Annotated in this window: 14 protein-coding genes and 2 pseudogenes; 8 read left to right on the forward strand and 8 right to left on the reverse strand. The window is 59.8% G+C overall.

Annotated features, from left to right (window positions below; all coding sequences use genetic code 11):
* Positions 1-128 precede the first annotated feature (128 nt).
* From AVCG78_RS24595 to AVCG78_RS24605, 3 genes are all read right to left on the reverse strand, one after another.
* The gene (locus AVCG78_RS24595) at positions 129-1,130 is read right to left on the reverse strand and encodes a Bug family tripartite tricarboxylate transporter substrate binding protein (RefSeq protein ID WP_071584647.1); all 1,002 of its coding nucleotides are present in this window, start codon (positions 1,128-1,130) and stop codon (positions 129-131) included.
* 74 nt (positions 1,131-1,204) lie between these two features.
* On the reverse strand, positions 1,205-2,710 hold the full coding sequence (locus AVCG78_RS24600) for a tripartite tricarboxylate transporter permease (RefSeq protein ID WP_087730418.1): 1,506 nt from the start codon (positions 2,708-2,710) through the stop codon (positions 1,205-1,207).
* Positions 2,703-3,341 carry a tripartite tricarboxylate transporter TctB family protein gene (locus AVCG78_RS24605; protein ID WP_234636791.1) on the reverse strand — a complete coding sequence of 213 codons (639 nt, stop codon included), beginning with the start codon at positions 3,339-3,341 and terminating at the stop codon, positions 2,703-2,705. The genes AVCG78_RS24600 and AVCG78_RS24605 overlap by 8 nt, the downstream gene beginning before the upstream one ends.
* A 124-nt stretch (positions 3,342-3,465) precedes the next feature.
* Here AVCG78_RS24605 and AVCG78_RS27395 point away from each other — a divergent pair.
* Together AVCG78_RS27395 and AVCG78_RS24610 are read left to right on the forward strand one after the other, a co-directional pair.
* Positions 3,466-3,588 (forward strand): annotated as a pseudogene (locus AVCG78_RS27395) (LysR family transcriptional regulator); the annotation flags it as partial.
* Positions 3,589-3,627: 39 nt separating this feature from the next.
* Positions 3,628-4,344 carry a LysR substrate-binding domain-containing protein gene (locus AVCG78_RS24610; RefSeq protein WP_234617963.1) on the forward strand — a complete coding sequence of 239 codons (717 nt, stop codon included), beginning with the start codon at positions 3,628-3,630 and terminating at the stop codon, positions 4,342-4,344.
* A 330-nt stretch (positions 4,345-4,674) separates the two neighbouring features.
* Here AVCG78_RS24610 and AVCG78_RS24615 read toward each other — a convergent pair whose 3' ends face one another.
* The 3 genes from AVCG78_RS24615 to AVCG78_RS24625 all read right to left on the reverse strand — a co-directional run bounded on the left by AVCG78_RS24615 (position 4,675) and on the right by AVCG78_RS24625 (position 7,974).
* A complete protein-coding gene (locus AVCG78_RS24615) occupies positions 4,675-5,565 on the reverse strand; it encodes an amidohydrolase family protein (RefSeq protein ID WP_071584650.1) in 891 nt (296 codons plus the stop codon).
* On the reverse strand, positions 5,565-6,587 hold the full coding sequence (locus tag AVCG78_RS24620) for an amidohydrolase family protein (RefSeq protein WP_071584651.1): 1,023 nt from the start codon (positions 6,585-6,587) through the stop codon (positions 5,565-5,567). Before AVCG78_RS24620 ends, AVCG78_RS24615 begins: the two co-directional genes overlap by 1 nt.
* Before the next feature lie 139 nt (positions 6,588-6,726).
* Positions 6,727-7,974, reverse strand: a complete 1,248-nt coding sequence (locus AVCG78_RS24625; RefSeq protein WP_071584707.1) for a LysR family transcriptional regulator — start codon at positions 7,972-7,974, stop codon at positions 6,727-6,729.
* Positions 7,975-8,288: 314 nt separating this feature from the next.
* Here AVCG78_RS24625 and dctA point away from each other — a divergent pair, with 314 nt between their 5' ends.
* From dctA to AVCG78_RS24640, 3 genes and pseudogenes are all read left to right on the forward strand, one after another.
* Complete coding sequence (gene dctA, locus AVCG78_RS24630; protein WP_087730419.1) at positions 8,289-9,635, forward strand: C4-dicarboxylate transporter DctA; 1,347 nt, start codon at positions 8,289-8,291, stop codon at positions 9,633-9,635.
* A 38-nt stretch (positions 9,636-9,673) separates the two neighbouring features.
* Positions 9,674-10,345: a 4-carboxy-4-hydroxy-2-oxoadipate aldolase/oxaloacetate decarboxylase gene (locus tag AVCG78_RS24635; protein ID WP_071584652.1), complete on the forward strand. Its 672-nt coding sequence runs from the start codon at positions 9,674-9,676 to the stop codon at positions 10,343-10,345.
* Positions 10,338-11,400, forward strand: a pseudogene (locus AVCG78_RS24640) (4-oxalomesaconate tautomerase). Before AVCG78_RS24635 ends, AVCG78_RS24640 begins: the two are co-directional and overlap by 8 nt.
* Before the next feature lie 70 nt (positions 11,401-11,470).
* Here AVCG78_RS24640 and AVCG78_RS24645 read toward each other — a convergent pair.
* Complete coding sequence (locus AVCG78_RS24645) at positions 11,471-11,725, reverse strand: hypothetical protein (protein ID WP_087730420.1); 255 nt, start codon at positions 11,723-11,725, stop codon at positions 11,471-11,473.
* A 241-nt stretch (positions 11,726-11,966) separates the two neighbouring features.
* The gene (locus tag AVCG78_RS24650) at positions 11,967-12,608 is read right to left on the reverse strand and encodes a GntR family transcriptional regulator (RefSeq protein ID WP_071584653.1); all 642 of its coding nucleotides are present in this window, start codon (positions 12,606-12,608) and stop codon (positions 11,967-11,969) included.
* A gap of 163 nt (positions 12,609-12,771) precedes the next feature.
* Between AVCG78_RS24650 and AVCG78_RS24655 the strand changes: the two genes are divergently transcribed.
* From AVCG78_RS24655 to AVCG78_RS27255, 3 genes are all read left to right on the forward strand, one after another.
* Entirely contained in the window at positions 12,772-14,196 is a 1,425-nt protein-coding gene (locus AVCG78_RS24655; protein ID WP_071584654.1) for a M20 family metallopeptidase, read from the forward strand.
* Positions 14,189-16,081: a M28 family peptidase gene (locus AVCG78_RS24660; RefSeq protein WP_234617962.1), complete on the forward strand. Its 1,893-nt coding sequence runs from the start codon at positions 14,189-14,191 to the stop codon at positions 16,079-16,081. The genes AVCG78_RS24655 and AVCG78_RS24660 overlap by 8 nt, the downstream gene beginning before the upstream one ends.
* A gap of 110 nt (positions 16,082-16,191) precedes the next feature.
* Entirely contained in the window at positions 16,192-16,323 is a 132-nt protein-coding gene (locus AVCG78_RS27255) for a hypothetical protein (RefSeq protein ID WP_267889534.1), read from the forward strand.
* The last annotated feature ends 387 nt before the right edge of the window (positions 16,324-16,710 follow it).

Below are 16,710 nucleotides of genomic sequence, written 5' to 3' on the forward strand. Positions count from 1 at the left end.
CCGCTGACCGGCAGAGGAATAGCAGCCGCTTATTCGCTTACTGGCTGCAACTACCGTTTCACCACTTGTCGCAGCGTGCCGGAAGATGAGGAGGGCGCAGGCAAGGTGGTGATTGCGCCCAAAACGTTCTAGTCGAGCCGGATGCCCGCCTTCTTCACCAAGGCGCCCCACCGTTCGACTTCCTTGGCGATATGGTCATGGAATTCTGTCGGTGTATTGGTCCAGACGTCGGCGCCTTCGAGCGACAGCCTGTCCTTGATTTCAGCGCCGGACATGGCGGCGACGATCTCTTTGTTGAGGCGGTCAATGACTTCCTTGGGCGTGCCTGCCGGGACCAAGATGCCATACCATTGCGAGGCTTCGAAACCTGGAAAGCCCGATTCCGCCACTGTCGGGACGTCGGGCGCGGCACGAAGCCGGCTGGCGCCGGACACTGCCAAAGCACGCATCTTGCCCGCTTCGACGTGCTGGATGAGGTTGGGAGCCCCGGTGAAGGTCAGCTGAACGCGCCCGCCAAGCAGATCTGTTACAGCCGGCGCCGTCCCTTTGTAAGGCACGTGCGTCAATTGTATGCCGGCCTGATCAGCAAGTGCGACCATAGCAATATGCGCAGCACTGCCGTTCCCGCCGGACGCGTAATTCAACTTGCCGGGGTTCTGCTTCGCGTAATCGATAAGCTCCTGCAAGGTCTTTGCAGGTACATCAGGATGTACCACCAACATGTTGTGAACCTGAGCAATGCCACTCACGGGGTCCAAGCTCTTGAGAGGATCATAGGAAAGCTTGGGATAAAGGGCCGGGGCCACGCCCAGAGTGCCGATATGGCCCATGACCAAAGTATGGCCATCGGCCTCGGCGCGAGCGACGGATGCGACGCCGACCGTTCCTCCGGCTCCTGGTCGGGATTCGACGATCACCGGAAACTTCAGCGCTACTTCAAGCTTCTGGCCCAGAAGCCGTGCCAAGATGTCGGTCGATCCGCCAGGCGTAAAAGGGACAACGAGGGTTATGTTCTGGGTGGGATAGGATTGCGCCTTGGCTGATGAGAAACCGGTGGCAGTCAGGCCAAGAGCTGAAGCTCCGACGAGAACCTGGCGCCGAGTGATCTCTACCTTCGATAAGCTAGTCATGTGCATTCTCCTCCGATGAAGCGTTTAGATCATTGTCACGGGCGCCGAGTACGAGGTGGGTGGCTGGCCTGCGGTCAGTCCTCGACGAAGACGTCTTCTCTGCCGTGACGTATGGCTGGAATAAGCGCGAGAACGAGCGTCACAGCGGCCAAGCCAAGCAGCCCCTTGCTGATCGGGCTTTCGATCAAGGTCATGAGTGAGCCGTGCGATATGATCAGCGCCCGCCTGAAGTTTTCTTCAATCAGCTCGCCCAGCACAAAACCGAGCAGCAGTGGCGCAGGCTCAAATCCAAGCCGGATCAGGAGATAGCCGACAAGCCCGAACAGCCCGATAAACATCACGTCCGTCGGCAATGAACTGATTGTGTATATGCCGATGCAGCAAAACAGCAGGATTGCCGGAAACATCAGCCGATAAGGGACTTTGAGCAGCCGGACCCAGACGCCGACAAGGGGAAGGTTGATGATCAGCAGCATGAGGTTGCCGACCCACATGGAAGCAATCATGCCCCAGAAAAGGCTGGGACTCTTCGTCATCACCTGAGGTCCCGGCACGATGCCGTGAATAGTCATCGCTCCGACCATGAGGGCCATCACGGCGTTGGAAGGAATGCCAAGCGTCAGCAGCGGGATGAAAGATGTCTGAGCCCCGGCATTGTTGGCGGATTCCGGACCTGCAACACCCTCGATCGCTCCTCTGCCGAAACGGCTGGGATCTTTAGCAATCTTCTTCTCCAACGCGTAGGAGGCGAAGGGACCGAGGACCGCTCCGCTGCCGGGCAGAATACCGAGAATGGCGCCAATGGCGGTGCCTCGAAGGACGGGCTTGTAGGACTGCTTAAAATCATCCTTGTTCGGAAGCAGGCGGCCGATTGCCTGTCGCACGGTATCGCGGCTTTCGGTGGCGTCGAGGTTGCGCAAGATTTCCGAGACCCCGAAAAGGCCCATAGCAAGCACGGCAAAGTCAATGCCATCAGCCAGGAAGGACAGGCCAAAGGTCATTCGCTCTTCCCCGGTTTCCAGGTCTGTGCCAACGGTCGACAGAAGGATCCCCACGAGGATCATGGCAATGGCCTTGAGGATCGAGCCGCGCGCCAATACCACGGCGAAGATCAGTCCCATCACAACCAGCGCGAAATACTCCGGGGCACCAAAAATCAAGGCGACACTGGTGAGCGGGCCACTGAGGGCTGCGATCACAACGGTGGCAACCGTTCCCGCAAAGAAGGATCCAATGGCTGCAACACCGAGGGCTACTCCCGCCCGACCCTGACGCGCCATCTGATGGCCGTCGAGAGCCGTCACCACCGAAGAAGCCTCGCCCGGAATGTTGACAAGGATGGCCGTGGTTGATCCGCCATACTGGGCACCGTAGTAGATGCCAGCCAACATGATCAGCGCACCGGTCGGGTCCAGACCAAAGGTGATCGGCAGCAGCATGGCGATTGTGGCAATTGGGCCAACCCCCGGCAGGACACCGATCAGAGTGCCGACAAGACAGCCGATGAAGGCAAGACTGAGGTTGACCGGCGTAAAGGCAACGGAGAAGCCAAGGCTCAGATTTGCAATCAGATCAGTCATGGCAAGCTTCCGTTCTTGTCGCGTGCCGCTGTTGCCGCTTTTTGAGTACGAGGAGTGCAACCGAGATAATGATCAACGCTGCGGCGGCCGACCGCAGCAGCAGCTTTGCCGGTATGCCGACCAGAGTGCTTGCTAAGAATTGCGGAAAGACGGGAAGCGGAAGGTTCAGAATGTCGCCGAACAGGAGTATGCAGAAGGCGGTCAGCATCAAGGCAAGGATGATCATTTCGCGCAGTCGTGCTTCGGGTGCGGCAAACCCCGCCACGATGACTGCGAAGGGGCCGGCTATGATCAGACCGAGCCCAGGAACAGTGAAGGCTCCCAAATGAAAGGGCCGGATCATCAACGCGAAGCCGAAGATCGCCAACATCACGAGCCCGACGCCTCTCCACTTGAGATGCCCAAAAGCTTCATCATTGGAGCGCAGTGAAGTTCCGACCAGAGCAAGGCCCAAGGCGACGATGCCGATGGCGAGCCATCGCGGCAAAAAACCTGCTCCCATGGCAGCTAGATTACCTTGCGAGAGGTCACTCGTCAGCCAAGCTGCAGTTCCTCCCAATGCCATCAATACCAGGCCGCCAATCATATTCTGAGTGAACGGCAGCCGAGTTCTCTTCCCATCGTGCATCATGCATCTCCCTTGCATTCAGCAAGGGATCAGGCATTTTAGCGGCTGAAACAACTGAATTTTATGAACCACTGGCTGAATGAATTTCACCTAGCTTGAGGATTGGCTTTTGAATTACTCGTCCCGCGTGGACTTTCTTGGGTTGAGCGCGTTTGTCGCCATAGCGGACCGCGGCAGTTTCCGGGAGGCCGCCACGCATCTAAATCTATCACACACTGCAATCAGCCACCGTCTCCGTAAACTTGAAGAGCACCTTGGGCAGAAGCTGTTCGTGCGAGGTAATCGGGACGTGAGCCTGACCCAGGCCGGGCTGGATCTGCTTCCAAAGGTCAGAGAGACGATGGCGCAATTGGCTACATCTGTGGACGAGCTGCGGCAGGTCGGTAAGGAAAGACAGGACAAGATCTCTATCGCCTGCCTGCCGACAATCGCGGCGGGCCGCCTCCCTGGCATCCTGAAGCGCTTCCAGGAGACACACCCTCATGTTTCGGTGCAGATCTACGATAAGTCCGCATCGGAGATCTCCGACCTTGTGGAGAAGGGTCTGGTGGAATTCGGGGTCAGCATTATTACAACCCACCGATGGGACTTCGATATCGAAGTTCTTGTTGACGATCCCTTCATTCTGGTCTGCCCCAAGGATCATCAGCTCGCCCAGAAGCGGCAGGTAGACTGGCATGATCTTCACGGATACCCGCTCATCCGGGTTAGCCAGCACTCCGGCAACAGAATGATCATAGATGATGCGCTGGCGGGTTCTGGTGCTCAACTGTTGTGGAAATACGAGGCCCAGCATTTGCAGACGGCGGTTGCCATGGCACGCGCTGGGACGGCGCTTGCGGTCGTGCCGCGGATGGCCTTTGCTTCCAACAACGAAGACCTGGGACTGATTCAACTGCACAACCCCAGTGTCACTCGGCAGATCGGCATCGTGTCTAGAAGAAGCGCTCCGCTATCACCAACCGCCGATAAGCTGAGAGATCTCGTAAGGCAGATGTTCGCGTGAGTAAGGCGGTAAAAGCGAGGCGGCAAATTTGCCCCTTTCCAGGTCTCAGCAGCACGATCTTATATAGACATAGCCGCTTACTAATGCCCGGAACAGCCACCGGTTACTTTGATGATCCTTAGCGCCTTGGCTATCCGTTGTAACGATCTCGGGCCAGGACAGGCGGCTATTGCAGGCAGCTACGCGAAGGAAGCACGCCCCCGAGTAGGGGGCTATCCCGGAATAGCATTGCCTTCAAGATACAGTTCTCTGGCGCGAGCAATATTCCAGTGGGACGGGGATCTATCTTGGTGGATTGGGACCATACGGACCAGAACGGCAAGTCGCGCGTCATGATTTCCAGTAGTAGCGCAATGGATTATCCAGCAGGAGTTTCCGCTGGTGTTCCTCCGTTAAAGCGATGCGCGGGATCACATCCACCAGATTTCCGTCATCCGGCATGTGAAATGTCATGTTCGGGTGCGGCCAATCGGTGCCCCACAGGACCCGGTCGGGAAACTTTTCCACTAACGTGCGCGCAAACGGTATGACGTCATCATATGTCGGAGGCCCAGAAGAAGACAGCCGTTCGGGACATGTCACTTTGCTAACGAAGTTCTCGTGCTCCGTCATCAGCTGCACGAAGCGGCCGAATTCTGGTCCATCCACCGCTTTCGTAACATCTGGCCGCCCCATATGATCGACAACCACGGTCGTGGGCAAAGATGTGAAGAAGTCCCAACGTTCCTCAAGATCGGCCGCCTCGAAGTAGATGACCACATGCCATCCAAGCGGAGCTATCCGGTCGATGATGGCGTGGTAATAGGCGTCTGGCTTGGGATCAACGAGGCGGCGAACGAAGTTGAAACGGACCCCTCGCACCCCGGCTTCATGAAGTTCCGACAACTCGTCGGGCGACACGGTGTCGCGAACCGTCGCAACGCCGCGAGCCTTGCCATTGGAAGCACGCAAGGCATCCACGAGAGCCCGGTTGTCAGCGCCGTGGCAGGTTGCCTGAACGATGACGCTCCGGTCGAAGCCCAGGTAATCGCGCAGAGCAAACAGTTTGTCCTTGCCTGCATCGCATGGTGTATATTTCCGCTCAGGCGCAAAAGGGAACTCGTCTCCTGGACCAAAAACATGGCAGTGGGCATCGACTGCGCCGGCCGGCGGGCGAAACTTTGGCCTGCTCGGGGAGGGATGGAAGCACAGCCAGTCTGGGTCCATGGTGAACTCAGCCATCACAGACCCCTTGCCTTGAGCTGCGCGTCGAGACGCGGATAGACCCGCCGCGCGTTCAACTCGAACACCTTGCGCTTGTCTGCCTCGGAAATCTGAAGAGAGTCGACATAGCGTTTCGTGTCATCGAAATAATGGCCGGTCTGCGGATCGATGCCGCGCACCGCGCCAACCATCTCGGAGCCAAACAGGATGTTGTCGACGTCGATCACCTCGAACAGCAGATCGATGCCGGGCTGGTGGTAGACGCAGGTGTCGAAAAAAACGTTCTTCATGACGTGCTGGTCGAGAGGCGGCCGCTTCAGCATGTCGGCAAGCCCACGATAGCGACCCCAGTGGTATGGCACGGCCCCACCACCATGCGGAATGATGAACCGCAGGTTCGGAAAATCTTTGAACAGATCGCCTTCGAGAAACTGCATGAAGGCGATCGTGTCGGCGGCGATGTAATAGGCGCCGGTCGCATGCATGGCGCAATTGCAGCTTCCCGACACATGGATCATCGCCGGCACGTCCAGTTCGACCATCTTCTCGAAGAAGGGATACCAAGCGCGATCGGTGAGCGGCGGGGAATCGAAGCGCCCGCCCGAGGGGTCGGGATTGAGATTGCAGCCGACGAAGCCGAGCTCGTAGACGCAGCGCTCCAGCTCCTCGATCGAGGTGGATATCGAGGTGCCCGGTGTCTGCGGCAACTGGCATACGCCGACGAAGGTCTCGGGGTAGAGATCGACGACCCGCTTGATGAGGTCGTTGGAACGCCGCGCCCACACCCGCGCAGCCGCCTGGTCACCAATGTGCGGTGCCATGGCCGAGGCGCGGGGCGAAAAGATCGTCATGTCGGCACCGCGCTCCCGCAACAGGCGCAGTTGGTTGGCTTCGATCGTATCGCGGATCTCATCGTCGGAAATTTCGGGATAGGCGGGGTCGATGTCACCGTCGCTCTTAATGGCACCTTCCTGCTGAGCGCGCCATTTTGTGTGGGCGATGGGAGCGGTCGTATAATGGCCGTGGCAATCGATGATCATGGCGTCTGGATACCTCCTTCACGGCGAAGCATCGACAAGGCGACGCATCGCAGATCGGTTCGGGAGGTGCTGCCGCAATCAGGTCTGACGAGCGGCTCTCCTCTCATCTCGTGCAAGAGTTTTAGCGAAGAGCATCGGTTCAGGCATATCGAAACGGCTTCCTCTCCATTAGTTTTTCTGAGGTCCAGTCTTTACAGGCCGCCTTGAACTCGGTGACGAACGCCGCCTGCAACTGGGTCGGACGCCAGTCGTCGCGAATGGTGATGCCAATTTTTCGTTTCGATGAAAAGTGCCCGCGGACTTCCGCAAGCAGTCCAGCCCGGCGTTCGAAGATGAATTGATCGCGCGACATTAGAGTCAGCCAGTCGTCGTTCAGCATCAGCCCGCGACCGATCGTCACCGAATTGCTCTCGATTTTAACGCGCGGCGGTTCAAGCTCGTACTCGGCAAAAATCGCATCCCACCGCGTGCGCATTGGAGCGCCGCTGCTGGCGATCACCCAGGGGAAATCCCTCAGCCGGGCAGGATCCAAGAAGTCGCTGCTGGCCAATGGATGACCTTTGCGTGCAACGATGACCAGATCGTCGTCGAAGATTGCTTCCTCCACGACGTCGCCCACCGGTGGAGGGTCGCGCAAGGCGCCGATCAGGAAATCGAGCTGGCCGTTGCGCAAGCCGGCGAGAAGGTCCGCATACGGTCCTTCGACGACATCGATGCTGGCGGCAGGATTGGCGCGCGAGAACCGTGCCAGCGCCCGTGGCAAAAGGATCGTCTGTGCCATCGGCAATGTGCCGATCGCTATTCGTCCTGCGCCTTCGCGGCGAAGTGCCGCCAGTTCGTCGAAGCCCGCTTCGATTTCCGCCAGCGCCAGGCGGGCAAAGCGGAGCAGGTTTGTTGCAGCCGGAGTTGGCTGAACTGTCCTGCCATGGCGCGCCAACAACAATATGCCGAGCAATTGTTCCAGTTCGCGAGCAGATCGGTGCAGCGCCGGCTCGGACAATCCCGTCAGTTTCGAGGCCATGGCAAAGCTACCCGCCTGATCGACGGTCAGCAAGGCGCGAAGCTGTCCGAAGGTTATGCGACGCTCGATGTTGGGGAGGCTCGGCAGTCGGGCGGATCGCCGGACGCTGTTTCCACCGCGCACGATATAGGCAAGCGCCCGCTCTATGCGCGCGCTCATCAGTTCGCCTGCCCGCGTCAGGGTGACGCCGGTCGGCTGACGATCCAGCAGGGCATGGCCAAGTTGCGCCTCGACTTTCGCGACCGCCTGCGTGATTGCTGGCTGCGACAGGTTCAAGGCCAAAGCCGCATTGCTGATGCTGCCCAGGCGACCCGCCGTGGCGACGGCTTCGAAATGGCGCAGATTGATGTCCCGCTTCATATCCATGCCGGCACTTAACCAGAGCTTATGGCTTGGACGCAAATCTATTTTGCCTTTCCGGCGGGCTGGTCACTAGATTGGCTGAGGAGGACGAAGAGGAGTATGACCGACATTCCGGTGCGGCGCGTTTGCCAAATCCCGATCTGTGCGCTCTGCGCAACACCGGACGGGAAGCACGTCTCTTCATCCATTTGAGTTCGGTCAGTCGGCAGCGTCAGTACCGTCGACAGGCCTGGATCGCATCGCGTCGCCAGAGGCGCCGGGCATCTTGTCGAGATGCTTTCGCCTATGCACCGGATGCGCGAGGAGGAAAGATACGCGTGACCTATTCGCAAGCAACCAACTATGTGCCGCCGGAATCGGAACCAGCCCGCGAAGGCGGCAGGTTCGGGATTTTCGGCCAGCTCTGGTTCCAGGTTCTGGCCGGCACGGTGATGGGCATCCTGCTCGGCCATTACGCCCCGGGCATCGCGGTGGCGATGAAGCCATTGGGCGATGCTTTCATCAAGATGATCCGCATGATGATCGGCCCGATCATCTTCGTGACGGTGGTGCACGGCATTGCCGGCATGAACGACATGAAGAGCGTCGGCAGGGTAGCCCTGAAATCCATTCTGTACTTCGAGGCGATCACGACGCTGGCGCTGGTCTTCGGTCTGGTGACCGTCAACCTGTGGAAACCGGGCGCCGGGATGAACATAGACCCGAGCACACTTGATGCCGCGTCGATCAAGTCCTATGTCGCGACCGCGCAGGATCAGTCGATGACGGCCTATTTCATGGGCATCATCCCCGACAGCTTCCTCAGTGCCTTTACCGAGGGGTATGTCCTGCAGGTCCTCTTCATATCGGTTCTTTTCGGTATCGCACTTGCCGCCATCGGCGAACGTGGTCGGCCGGTCTTCCAGGTGATCGAGAGCGCCTCGCAGGGGTTCTTCAAGATCATCGGCTACATCATGTATTTCGCGCCGATCGGTGCATTCGGCGCCATTGCATTCACCGTCGGCCAGTTCGGCACATCGTCGCTGTGGTCGCTCGGATCGTTGATCATCGAATTCTTCGCGGTCTGTGCCTTGTTCACGGCGGTCGTATTCGGCGGTATTGCCTACTGGTGCGGCGTTAGCCTGTTGCGGCTGTTCAGCTATCTGTGGGACGAGATCGTCATCGTCGCCGCCACCACGTCGACTGAGACCGTGCTGCCGCGGCTCATCCAGAAGATGGGCAAGGCGGGATGCGAGGAGTCCGTCGTCGGTTTCGTCGTTCCGGCCGGCTATTCCTTCAACCTCGACGGCACGTGTCTGTACCTCACGACAGTCGCGATCTTTTTGGCGCAGGCGACCAACACGCCGCTGACGATCTGGCACGAACTGAGCCTGATCGGCGTCCTCCTCCTGACGTCCAAGGGCGCGGCCGGCGTCGCCGGCGCTGCTTTCGTCGTGCTAGCGGCGACATTGAACACCACGGGCGCCATCCCTGTGGCGAGCATCGCCCTGATCCTCGGCATTCACCGCATTCTCGCAGAGGGGCTTACCTTTGTGAACCTGATCGGCAACGCACTGGCCTCCATCGTCATCGCCAAATGGGAAGGCAAGCTCGACGAGAAGAAGCTGGCCGAGACGGTCGGCACGCGGCGCCTGCAGCGCATACATGGCGTCACCGTCAACTGAGATCGGCCGTCCAGGCTGGAACGAAAGGAATTATCGAAATGGCTACTGTTGTCCAGAATATCGAACGCGCCGAAGCCGACGTCATCAAGCGACTGGGCGCTGCCGGCGTGGCCACCGTCCATGAGGCTCAGGGGCGCAAGGGCATGCTGGCGAGCTACATGCGGCCCATCTATAGCGGTGCCCAGATCGGGGGCTCCGCGGTGACGATTTCGTCGCCCCCGGGTGACAACTGGATGCTTCACGTCGCGATCGAGCAGCTGAAGGAAGGCGACATTCTCGTGCTGGCGCCGACATCGCCCTGCGACAATGGATATTTTGGCGATCTTCTGGCGACATCTGCCATGGCGCGGGGCTGCAAGGGGCTGGTTATCGATGCCGGCGTTCGCGACATCCGAGATCTGACCGCCATGGGTTTCCCCGTCTGGTCGAAGGCGATCTCCGCGCAGGGAACGGTAAAAGAAACGCTGGGGTCGGTGAACGTTCCAATTGTCTGCGCCGGTGCGCATATCGAAGCAGGCGATATCATCGTCGCCGACGATGACGGCGTCTGCGTCGTCAAGCGGACGGAGGCACTGGACGTCCTTGCAGCGGCCGAAAAACGCCTTGCCAACGAGGAGGCCAAGCGCTCGCGGCTGGCGGCCGGCGAGCTTGGTCTGGATATCTACGGCATGCGCCCGACGCTGCAGCAGAAAGGCCTCCGCTATGTATGAGGACGGCATCCTGTGCCTGTGGATGCGCGGCGGCACATCCAAGGGCGCCTATTTTCTTGCCGAGCATCTCCCGGCCGACCAGCTTGAACGCGATGCGCTGCTGCTGCGCATCATGGGGTCCCCGGATCCTCGCCAGATCGATGGTATCGGCGGCGCAGATCCGCTGACCTCCAAGGTTGCGGTTCTGTCGCCGTCCAGCCGAGACGACGCCGATGTCGATTACCTCTTCCTGCAGGTTTTTGTCGATCAGGAGTTGGTCAGCGACCCAGGGCTGCGGAAACATCCTGGCCGGGGTTGGTCCGGCAGCGATCGAGCGCGGATTGGTCGCTGCCGAGAACGAGCTGACCGAAGTCCGGATCCACATGGTCAATTCCGGCGAAGTTGCCGTCGCCAAGATCTCGACGCCTGGCGGGCGCGTGAGCTATGCGGGTGAAGCCGAGATTGCCGGCGTACCTGGCCGGCATGCGGCCGTCCCGCTTCTGTTTCAGAATATTGCCGGCTCGATGAGCGGCGCCCTGCTTCCCACCGGCACCGAGATGGATGTCATCGACGACGTCCATGCGACGCTGATCGACAACGGCATGCCATGCGTCGTGATGCGCGCTGCCGACTTCGGGCTGAGCGGCACGGAGACACGCGAAGAGATCGAGGCTAACAGTGTGTTGAAGCAGCGCATCGAAGCCATTCGGCTGAAGGCCGGCCCGATGATGAACCTGGGTGATGTCACGAAGGCCTCTGTCCCCAAGATGACGCTGGTGTCTGCGGCTCGGAACGGCGGCGCGATTTCGACGCGCAGCTTCATTCCGCATCGGGTCCACGCATCTGTCGGCGTACTTGCTGCTATTACCGTGGCAACTGCGACCCGGCTCGCAGGCGGCCCGGCAGCAGAGATGGTCGCCGCGCCGGAGGATGGTCGATACCTGATCGAGCACCCGACAGGCGCGATGGAAGTGTTTTTGGATATCGACGCCGAGGGACAGATCAAGGCTGCCGGAACGGTTCGAACGGCACGCAAGCTGTTCGACGGCCAGGTCTATCCCGCTCCGGCGGAATGAGAAGCTGCTGGACTGATCTGCGCTGAAGAAGAGAGCCGCGGCCCGGTGTCGATCACCAGCCAACGCGAATTCATGGACGTCGCATCGCGCGGGTCAAAATGGGAGGTGAAGACATGAATAGGCAGGCGGGAAGAATATCCAGACACTTACGGGCGGCGGCAGCAGGCGCAATCCCGCGGGCAATGCTTTGCCGACCGATGCAGCATTGGCGCAAGCCTGTCTGGCGCCAGACATCACTTTGGTTATCCAGTTCGGACCAGGCGGCATAGCCGCCATCAATGCGTGTATCGTCGTTAAGCGCTACGCAAGGAACCAGTGTAGCCATCCAGCTCCGCGTTAGGGACGGCCCGGGCGGCCGTCGCCCCGCCGTGCGATCCATGATGATGATCTGCCCGGTTGATGATACCGCGTCCTCTGGTCGCTATCGTATGAGCCACCCCGCATCCTCACACCGCAACGCATCGATATCGGGTAGGTCGCGCGGCGTCTCATGCGGTGAGTTCCCGCAATGGACCGGGATCACCGAAGCCGGACTTCTGGATTTGAGCGTTGCCAGTCCGACACGCCTAGAACTTTTTGGACTGGCGGATGTGCAGCACGGTTACCTGCTTGAACAACTCGACATCCCCGACTGCCAGAGCGTTGATCATCTGGTGATGCTCGGTTGATGACTTGTCTATTCTGGCACGCGTATTCCACTGCGAGACCGGCGCCGACGACGTGCGCTCGCGGATGTCGCGGACGAGTGCCACAAGTTCGTCATTCCCGCATAGTGACAACAGCGCGCGATGGAAGGCCAGATTTGCTTCGTAAAGTTCCAGTACGGTGCCCGTTTGGATCAATTCGTCGAACCGGTGGGCCAATTGCCGCAGATCGTCGATCGTGTCTGGCGTAGCATTGGCGACGATCCGATCCGCTACCGATGTTTCCAGGATGATGCGAATATCGCTGATCTGCTCGGCCTGACGCTCATCGGGCGCGAACACATGGTAGCCGCGATTTGGTTCATGCGCGACCAGCCGACGCAGCGCCAATCGGTCGAGCGCCCGGCGGACCTCCTGTCGCGTGCAGTTGTAGCGTCGCTCCAGGTCGCTCTGCTTCAGCCAGGATCCGGCCGACAGCACGCCGGTGAGGATGTCGTGCAGGATAAGGTCCGTGACATCGACGTCGATGGCATTTGGACTCCTTTGGGTTTCTAACACGTTCATTGCCTGCCCCTTCTGATCGCATAGCCGACCATCCAGGATTGAATACCTCGGCCGCGCTCATTATGCCAAAAAACAATCCCTGCCTACATATTGCACAAATCATCGATATCGTATTGATTGGCGCCAATCTTGGTAACTCTTAGCAGCGCAGGACCTAGACGTCATGAAAAATTCGGAAGCGGTCTGGGATATCGTTGAGGAAAAGCGAGACGCCTTCTTCGGCTTAAGCGATCGCATCTGGGGCATGCCGGAGACGAATTATCAGGAATATCGCTCCGCCGCTGAACATGTGGCGATGCTTGAGGCCGAAGGCTTTCGCGTTGAGCAGGGTATTGCCGGCATGCCGACCGCGATGATGGGCGAGGCAGGCGAGGGCGGTCCGGTAATAGCTATCCTCGGCGAGTTCGATGCGTTGCCCGGCCTGAGCCAGCAAGCAGGTGCTGCCGAACAGCGCCCAATCGAGGAGGGCGGCAATGGTCACGGTTGCGGCCATAACTTGCTGGGTTCGGGCTCGATGATGGCGGCGGCAGCCGTGAAGGAGTATCTGGCCCGCAACAATCTCAAGGGACGCGTACGCTATTACGGCTGCCCGGCGGAAGAGGGCGGATCATCCAAGGGTTTCATGGTGCGCGCCGGCCTGTTCGACGATGTCGATATTGCCATCTGTTGGCACCCGGCCGCCTTTGCTGGCGTCAACAACCCGATTTCGCTGGCCTGCAACGAGATCAATTTCCACTTCACCGGCCGCGCTTCGCATGCCGCCGCTTCGCCGCATCTGGGCCGCAGCGCTCTCGACGCCGTCGAACTGATGAATGTCGGCGTCAACTACATGCGCGAGCACATGCCGTCCTCGGCGCGCGTCTACTACGCCGTCACAGATACCGGCGGGCATGCGCCGAATGTGGTGCAGGCCAAGGCTTCGGTGCGCTATCTGATCCGTGCGCGCACTTTGCCAGAACTGCTGGTGCTCGTCGAGCGGGTCAAGAAGGTGGCCGAGGGTGCCGCGTTGATGACGGAGACCAGTGTGCGCAGCCGCATCATCAGCGGTGACGCTAATCTCGTCGGCAATACGCCACTAGAAGCTCTGATGCATGCCAATCTGGAGCGGCTTGGACCCCCCGTCTTCGATCAGGCCGATCATGAGACTGCCAAGAAATTCCAGGAGACCTTTTCGCCGGAAGATATTGCCGCCTCCTATGACCGCTTCGGTTTGGAGCCGGAGAAGGGTCAAGCTCTCTGCGACATCATCTTCCCGCCCGGAAGCGGCGACGGCACGCTTGTTGGGTCCACTGACGTCGGCACCGTCAGCTGGGTCGTGCCGACCGTGCAGATGCGTGGCGCGACCTATGCGATCGGTACGCCCGGCCATTCCTGGCAACTGGTTGCCCAGGGCAAGTTGCCGGCGGCCCACAAGGGCATGGAACATGTGGCCAAGGTGATGGCGAGCACTGCCGTCGACCTGCTGAGCAACCCAGAGCTGATTGTTGCCGCCAAGGCTGATTTCAACGCGCGCCTGAAAGGCACACCCTTCATCAACCCGATCCCCGACGACGTGATGCCGCCTTTGCCGGAGAACACCGATGTCTGAGTTCGCTCTCAAACCCGTTACCGACCGGCTCATGGCGCATCTCGGCGAATTCGCCAAGCATGTAAAACTGTCCGGCACGCCGGAAGAGCTTGAAAGCTTTCGATACCTTCAGGCGGAAATGACCGGTCACGGTTACCGCACCGAACTGCTGTTCCACGATGCCTATATCAGCCTGCCGGGCAAGGCCCGGGTTGAGGTCGATGGCCAGAGCATCCCGTGCATTACACATTCGATGTCGCTGCCAACCCCGGCAGCCGGACTGTCGGCGTCGCTCGTCTATATCCGCGAGGGCGAAGCCGCCAATTTCGCCGCCGTCGATGTGCGCGGCAAGATTGTGCTGGTCGATGGCATCACCACCGAAGAGGTGGCGGCACTCAGCCGCGACGCCGGTGCGCTGGGCCAGCTGCATATCAGCCCGACCGAGCATCTTTATGAAATGTGTGTCTCGCCGGTCTGGGGCAGCCCCTCGCAGCATACCCGCGCTCAACTGCCGACAACCGCGATCTGCACGATCAGCCGCGACGACGGCGCAAAATTGCGAGAGCGCTGCCTGAACGGTGAGACGGTCACCGCCTTCCTGCAGACCGAAGTCGATACCGGCTGGCGCAAGACGCCGATCCTGGTCTGCGAGATGGATGCACCCAAATCCGTCGAAGGCAAACCCTTCGTGATGTTCTCCGGTCACCACGATACCTGGCACTATGGCGTGATGGACAACGGCGGCGCCAATGCCACAATGCTCGAATCCGCCCGGCTACTGGCCGAGCAGCGCGACCAATGGCAGCGCGGTCTACGCATCTGCTTCTGGTCAGGTCATTCCCACGGCCGCTATTCCGGCTCCGCCTGGTATGCGGACGAATATTTTAATGAGCTCGCACGCCGCTGCGTCGCCCATGTCAATGTCGATTCCACCGGCGGCGAGGGAGCGACTGTGCTTGCCAATTGTGCGGTCATCGATGAATTGCAGGGCGTTGCCGCCGACGCCATCGGCGCTGTCACCGGCCAGAAACATCTGGGCCGCCGTCATGGCCGCGCCGCCGACCAGTCCTTCTGGGGAGTCGGCATTCCCTCGATGTTCGGCAGCCTCAGCCATCAGCCGCCCAGCCCGGTGAAAATGCTGGCTCCGCTCGGCTTGTGGTGGCACACGCCGCACGACACGATTGAGCACATCGATCCGGATTTTCTGACCCGCGATACCGCCATCATCCTGCGGGTGCTCTGGCAGCTGCTGATATCGCCGGTGCTGCCGCTCGACTACACCGCTTATGCCGCCTCGCTGCAAGTTGCGCTGTCGGTGGTGAAGAGCGGCCTCGATGGCCGAATGGATATTTCGCTGCTCGAGGAAGCCGCGGCCGCCCTGGCAGAATCCGCAAAGCAGGTGGTGAGGAAATCGTCATCCGCCTCTGCGGAACAGGCCGAACGCCTCAACGCCGCCCTGCTCAAGGCCTCGCGGCTGTTGGTGCCGCTGAATTACACCAGCGGCGAGCGCTTTCATCACGATCCTGCCCTGCCGCATCAGCCCTGGCCATCGCTCTCCGGCCTGCGCGAGCTGGCGGCGTTGCCAACCGGCTCCGACGACACGCTGTTTTACGCCGTGCATGCGCGGCAACACGCAACCGCATCGCCCACGCATTACAGGAGGCGACATTCATCCTTTCGACGGCGCTTTAGGCAGCGCTGGCCGATCCGAAGACCAGATATCCTAAACGCTTTCGTTTCAGCGCCAGATGAGATCGCTGCCATGTCGTGCGCGTTGTCGACGAAGAAGATGTCCGAGTTCTGGAAAACAAGGTCCGCCGTCGTCGCTAGCGGATTGTCTGTTGCAAGCGTGGGTCCAGCGACGCCAAATAGCTTCATGGCGAAACCAAGGGTGTTATTCTCTTGATCAGGCTTATTAGGAGGCGCGTCGCTCGACCAGCGAATCCAGACGGCATAAGGGCCGGCTGCCCACAGACCAACGCGGAATTCTGGTGGACAGGAGGATGCGACGCCAAGTTGTCCTTTCGCCACGCCGTGCTGTTTACGAAACACGGCACGTTCGGCTGGCTTCTCACCCTTTGCGATGCGAACTTTCTGGAAGTCGTCGATGAACGACGCACGGATGTCTTCGAGGGGCTCGATTACTGATCTGGGTGGTATATGGTCAGTCGCCCCAATCGTGGCGGTCGGCACACTCGAAGTGGTGTCAAAAATTCTGTTCATGGCGACCCCCATTCGTGCGGATTCAACTTTCTTGTATCAATGGCGGACGATTCACGACGGATCAAAATATCCGACCACTTTGCCTTCTACGCCTCAAAGCAGCAGCATATCCGCGCCGCTGCCAAAGTCGCCAATAGCATCGTCAATGACCCCCGTCGTCATAACCACGGGCAATCGCAGAATGCGATTTTTCATGGGCTTAGTTTGATCCCGGCGCTATGCGCCTTCCTGTCGGCCGGCGCCTTGGTTTGTGGCTGACCTAGCCGAGGATTCATTCGGTCTCTGTCGGCTTCGGTGACAATCTGCGGGCAT

This window comes from Gillisella vitis, from assembly GCF_021559775.1.
Classification (GTDB): Bacteria; Pseudomonadota; Alphaproteobacteria; order Rhizobiales; family Rhizobiaceae; genus Allorhizobium; species Allorhizobium ampelinum.